Here is a 4,566-nt window from a genome sequence, read left to right as displayed (position 1 = left end):
TGCTGGTCGTTGAGCGCTGGACCCCCGGAGCCGCCGGCGGCGACGCCCTGGTGTTCGACGCCGGCGCCAACCGTTTCCGAACTCCCGAAGGCGCACCCGCGCCCGCCCCGGCCAAGGTCGAGAAGCTGGTCTTCCGGACCGACCCTGGCCTGGTCCCGGCCGACGCCATCGCCCTGTTGAGACAGGGCGTCACCTGGGGGTCCGCCAGCGCATGAGCCTGCTTTCCACCACCCGCCGCCTCTGGCGCGGCCTGACGCCCGAGCCGGTCCGGCGCCTGGCCCAGCCGATCCTGGGCCCCGCGCTCGAAGCCTATGTCCGGCGCCAGGCGCGCAAGCCCCACGCGGCCGACGACTTCTCCGGCCCGATCCGCGTGGTCGGCGACTTCGGCGGCTCCTATGGCATCGCCGCCTCCGCCAAGCTGGCGGTCCGCGCCTTCGAGGCCCTGGGCGTGCCGGTCGAGCAGGTGGACGTCTCCGGGGCGCGGCTCGACTGGATCGGCGCCGCCGAGGCGGCCCGCACGCCGGGCGCCTGGATTTTCCACATTAACGCGCCGGAAATCCTGGCGGCCCTGGCCTTCCTGGGCCCCAAGAACGTCCAGGGGCCGCGCTATGGCTACTGGGCCTGGGAGCTGCCGAAGGCTCCCAAATCCTGGCTTAAGGACGCCGCGCTGCTGGACGGCGTCTGGGCGCCCAGCACCTATACCGCAGACGCTCTGCGCGGCGCGGCCGCTCCGGTACGGGTGGTGCCCCACCCGCTGTTCCTCGAGGACTATCGCGGCGTGACCCCGGCCCCGCGCGGGCCTGGCTTCCTGGCCGTGACCCTGTTCGACTTCAACTCCTCGGCGGCCCGCAAGAACCCCGAGGGCGTGATAAAGGCCTTCGCGCGGGCGTTCCCGAACGATCCGAGCGCGCGGCTGGTCATCAAGACCCAGCGCGGCGAGCTGTTCCCCGACCTGCTAGCCAAGCTGAAGGCCTCGGCGCCGGCCAATGTCACCGTGGTCGACGAGGTCTGGCCCTATGGCGAGGTGAAATCGCTGATCGCGGCCGCCGACGTGCTGATCTCGCTGCACCGCGCCGAGGGCTTTGGCCTGACCATGGCCGAGGCTATGGCGCTCGGCACACCGGTGGTCGCCACCGGCTGGTCGGGCAACGCTGACTTCATGGACGCGACCTGCGCCATGGTCGTGCCGTCCAGCCCCATCGCGGTCGACGACCCGCAAGGCATCTATCACGGCCAGAGTTGGGCCGATCCTGACCTGCTCGCCGCCGCCAAGGCCCTGCAGCGTCTGCGCGCCGAGCCGGACCTCGCCGCGCGATTGACGGAAGCTGGCCGCAAGCGGGTGTCCGAGCGGTTGTCGCCGCAGGCCTGGTTCACCACCCTGCCCGACGGCGTGCAGCGGGCGGCGATGGCCGCCACCCGCGCCTCGCGGCGAGCGGCTCAGGCGTCGGGGTGAGGCTTGCAGAAGGTGGTGAGCGCCCAGACGCCTGCCACCGTCAGCAGCACCGCCGGGATTAGCGCCATCAGCACCTCGTCGGGACCATAGCCAGCGGCGCGTAGTTCGCCGGCGATCAGCGGCCCGCCGATCGACCCGAGCCGCCCCACGGCGATCGCCGCGCCCGCTCCGGCCGCGCGAATATGCGGCGGGTAGTATGTGGGGGCGAGCGCATAGAGCACGTAGAGCCCGCCGACCACGGTCAGTCCTGCCGCGGCCGAACCTGCGATGACCGCGGCCATGCCAGTCGCCTGGGCCAGCACGTAGAGCGCGGCGGCCAGGCCCGCATAAACGCTGACCAACAGCCAGCGATAGCCGAAGCGATCGGCGCTCCAGCCCAGCAGCAACGCCCCGCCGACGCTGGCGATGTTCATCCAGAACGAGGCCGAGGCGCCGTCGGTGGCGGTGAAGCCCTTGGCGACCACCAGGGTCGGCAGCCAGTTCAGCAACAGATAGGTGACCAGCAGGTCGAGCGCGAAGATCATCCAGATAAGCAGGGTGGCGCGCGCTCGCCCCTCGGCGAACAGGCCGCGCATCACCCGGCGGTCCAGGTCCTCGCTCGGCGCGGGGCGGGTCTCGGGCAAGAAGAAGAACACCACCGGCGCCAGCAGCAGCGGCAGCGCGCCGCCGATCAAGAAGATCATCCGCCAGTCCAGCGCCTCGCCCCCGAACTGGGCCAGCAAGGCGACCACCGCGCCGCCGGCCGGCAGACCGCAGAACATGGTGGTGGTGGTCATGGCCCGGCGGTTGGGGGGGCTGATCTCGGTGGCGATGGCGATCAAGTTCGGCATCGCGCCGCCAAACCCGATCCCAGTGGCCAAGCGCGCCAGGGTCAGCATCTCAAAATTGTGGGACAGGGCGGTGACCACCGAGAAAATCCCGAACAGCGCCACCGAAACGGTCAGCACCGGCCGGCGGCCGAACCGGTCGGCCAGCCAGCCGCCCGAAAGCGCGCCGATGACCAGGCCGAACATCGCCGCGCTTCCCGCCCAGCCCAGTTCAGCTGGGCCTAGGCCGAGCTCCGGCGCCATATGTGGCGCAGCCACGCCGAAGGCCTGGATGTCATAGCCTTCCAGCGCCGCGATCCCGAAACAGATGGCGACAATGAAGCCTGGGGCGAGCCGCCCCCCGATGGCCTTGGCCATGTTTTTGATTCCCCCGAAATGGCGCGGCGCATCTGACCCGGAGCGGCCCCCCAGCGCCAGGGCTCATGTTCGGCTTGACGCCATCGTCCCGGCCCGACTAGTCGCCTTGTCGGTGCGCAGGCGCAGGAGTTGGCCTTGGACAGTCCGAACTACGGCAGCCCGGCCGATTGCCCGTCGAGCCTCATCGTCGTCGCCGGGCAGTCGAACGCCCTGGGCTACACGCTCGGCCCCGCCGACCTCCCGCCCCACCTGCGCAAACCGATCGCCAAGGTGCAGATCTGGGATCCCGCCCGCCACGCGTTCGCTCCGTTGCAGCCCGGCGTCAACACCGGCTCGCTCACCAATCCTGGCGCCTGGGGGCCTGAGTCCCAGCTAGCCTTCCGCTGGAGCCAAGGTCACCCCTGCGGCGACCTGCGCTTGGTGAAATACGCACGCGGCGAAACCGGCTTGGCGGCCACCCCCAATGATCGAGACTGGTCGCCCTCGTCCCATGACGATGTCTGGGACAAGGCCACGGCCGAGCTCGATGCGGCCAAGGCGGCGCTGAAGGCTGAGGGCCTGCCGCGCCAGGTCGCCGCGGTTTTCTGGATGCAGGGTGAGACCGACGCGCAGGATCCGGCTAAGGCGAAGGCCTACCGCCAGAACCTCACCGATCTGGTGATCCGTATCCGCGCGCGCTGGGGCGACGACCAGACCAAAGTCTATGTCGGCCAGATCGACAGGCCGCCCGGCTCAAAAACATGGGAACAGGTCAGGCAGGCCCAAGCGGCGGTTGCCGCATCTGTCCCCGACGTCCACCTAATCGACACCGATCTCTTCCCGCGCCAGCCGGCGGACAACACGCACTTCACCGGCGCCGGCCAGGTCCAGCTGGGCGATGGATTTTTTGACCAATACCGCGCGCGCTAGCCGCTGAAGTGCTCGGCTGATGACACCCTGATGTCGCCGTTCAAATCGCGCCACTCCACATAACAACGTCACGCCTCTGGCGAGGTCTGCGTTTCCGCGCTTAGATGCGATACCCAAGCGGAGCGCTAGACATGGCCAAGTTCCAAGTGACCACCCTGACGCCCACCATCGGCGCGGTAGTGGAGGGCGTCGATCTCTCGGCGCCGCTGGACGCCGAGCAGTTCGAGGAGATCCGCCAGGCGCTGCTCAAGCACCAGGTGATCTTCTTCGAGGACCAGCACATCACACCGGTCCAGCACCGCGACTTCGCCGCCAGGTTCGGAGCCCTGCATACTCATCCGCTCTATCCGGGTGTGCCTGAGGCCCCCGAGTTGTTCATCTTGGACAACCACAAGGACAACCCGACCGACAACGACAGCTGGCACACCGACGTCACCTTCATCCAGACGCCGCCGATGGCCTCGATCCTCTACGCCAAGCTGCTGCCGCCGGAGGGCGGCGACACCATCTGGTCGAACATGAAGGCGGCTTACGAGGCGCTGTCGCCAAGCTTCCAGGAATTCCTGTCGAGCCTCGACGCGGTGCACGACTTCGCGCGCGGCTTCCCTCAGCGCGGCATCGTGGCGGCTGGCGCCGGTGCGGAGAAGCACGCCCAGGCCGTCGCGGCCAATCCGCCGGTCCTGCACCCGGTGATCCGCACCCATCCGGAAACCGGCGAGGACGGCCTGTTCGTCAATTTCGGCTTCACTGACCGGATCAAGGGCCTGCGCCGCAAGGAGAGCGACGCGATCTTGAACATGCTGTTCGAGCACATCCAGAAGCCGGAGTTCCTGGTCCGCTGGCGCTGGACGGACACCGCCGTCGCCTTCTGGGCCAATCGCGTGACCCCGCACGATGCGGGCAACGACTACCTTCCCAACCGGCGGATCATGAACCGCGCCACGGTGCTGGGCGACCGCCCCTATCACCGCTCGCGGATGCCGGCCGGGCTGAAAGCCGCCGCCGAATAGCCTAGGCCCG

5 protein-coding genes are annotated in these 4,566 nt (G+C 69.1%); 4 read left to right on the top strand and 1 reads right to left on the bottom strand.

The features are described from left to right. Positions 1-215: hypothetical protein (locus Q7T84_RS06520; RefSeq protein WP_304806952.1), on the top strand; the 215-nt coding region annotated here is incomplete at its 5' end. Beyond that, the gene (locus Q7T84_RS06515; protein ID WP_304806950.1) at positions 212-1,453 is read left to right on the top strand and encodes a glycosyltransferase family 4 protein; all 1,242 of its coding nucleotides are present in this window, start codon (positions 212-214) and stop codon (positions 1,451-1,453) included. The genes Q7T84_RS06520 and Q7T84_RS06515, both read left to right, overlap by 4 nt. On the opposite strand, the gene Q7T84_RS06510 is transcribed toward Q7T84_RS06515, so the two are convergent. Next, positions 1,438-2,637 (bottom strand): MFS transporter, encoded by a 1,200-nt coding sequence (locus Q7T84_RS06510; RefSeq protein ID WP_304806949.1) that lies wholly within the window; start codon positions 2,635-2,637, stop codon positions 1,438-1,440. The genes Q7T84_RS06515 and Q7T84_RS06510 overlap by 16 nt on opposite strands. 135 nt (positions 2,638-2,772) lie before the next feature. Here Q7T84_RS06510 and Q7T84_RS06505 point away from each other — a divergent pair, with 135 nt between their 5' ends. Both Q7T84_RS06505 and tauD read left to right on the top strand, forming a co-directional pair. After that, the gene (locus tag Q7T84_RS06505; RefSeq protein ID WP_304806948.1) at positions 2,773-3,546 is read left to right on the top strand and encodes a sialate O-acetylesterase; all 774 of its coding nucleotides are present in this window, start codon (positions 2,773-2,775) and stop codon (positions 3,544-3,546) included. 131 nt (positions 3,547-3,677) lie between these two features. Further along, positions 3,678-4,556: a taurine dioxygenase gene (tauD, locus tag Q7T84_RS06500; protein ID WP_304806946.1), complete on the top strand. Its 879-nt coding sequence runs from the start codon at positions 3,678-3,680 to the stop codon at positions 4,554-4,556. Positions 4,557-4,566: the final 10 nt, after the last annotated feature.

This window comes from Phenylobacterium sp. (genome assembly GCF_030654915.1).
Classification (GTDB): Bacteria; Pseudomonadota; Alphaproteobacteria; order Caulobacterales; family Caulobacteraceae; genus Phenylobacterium.
The sequence above is the reverse complement of the archived record's forward strand: the minus strand, read 5'-3'. Positions and strand labels throughout refer to the sequence as shown.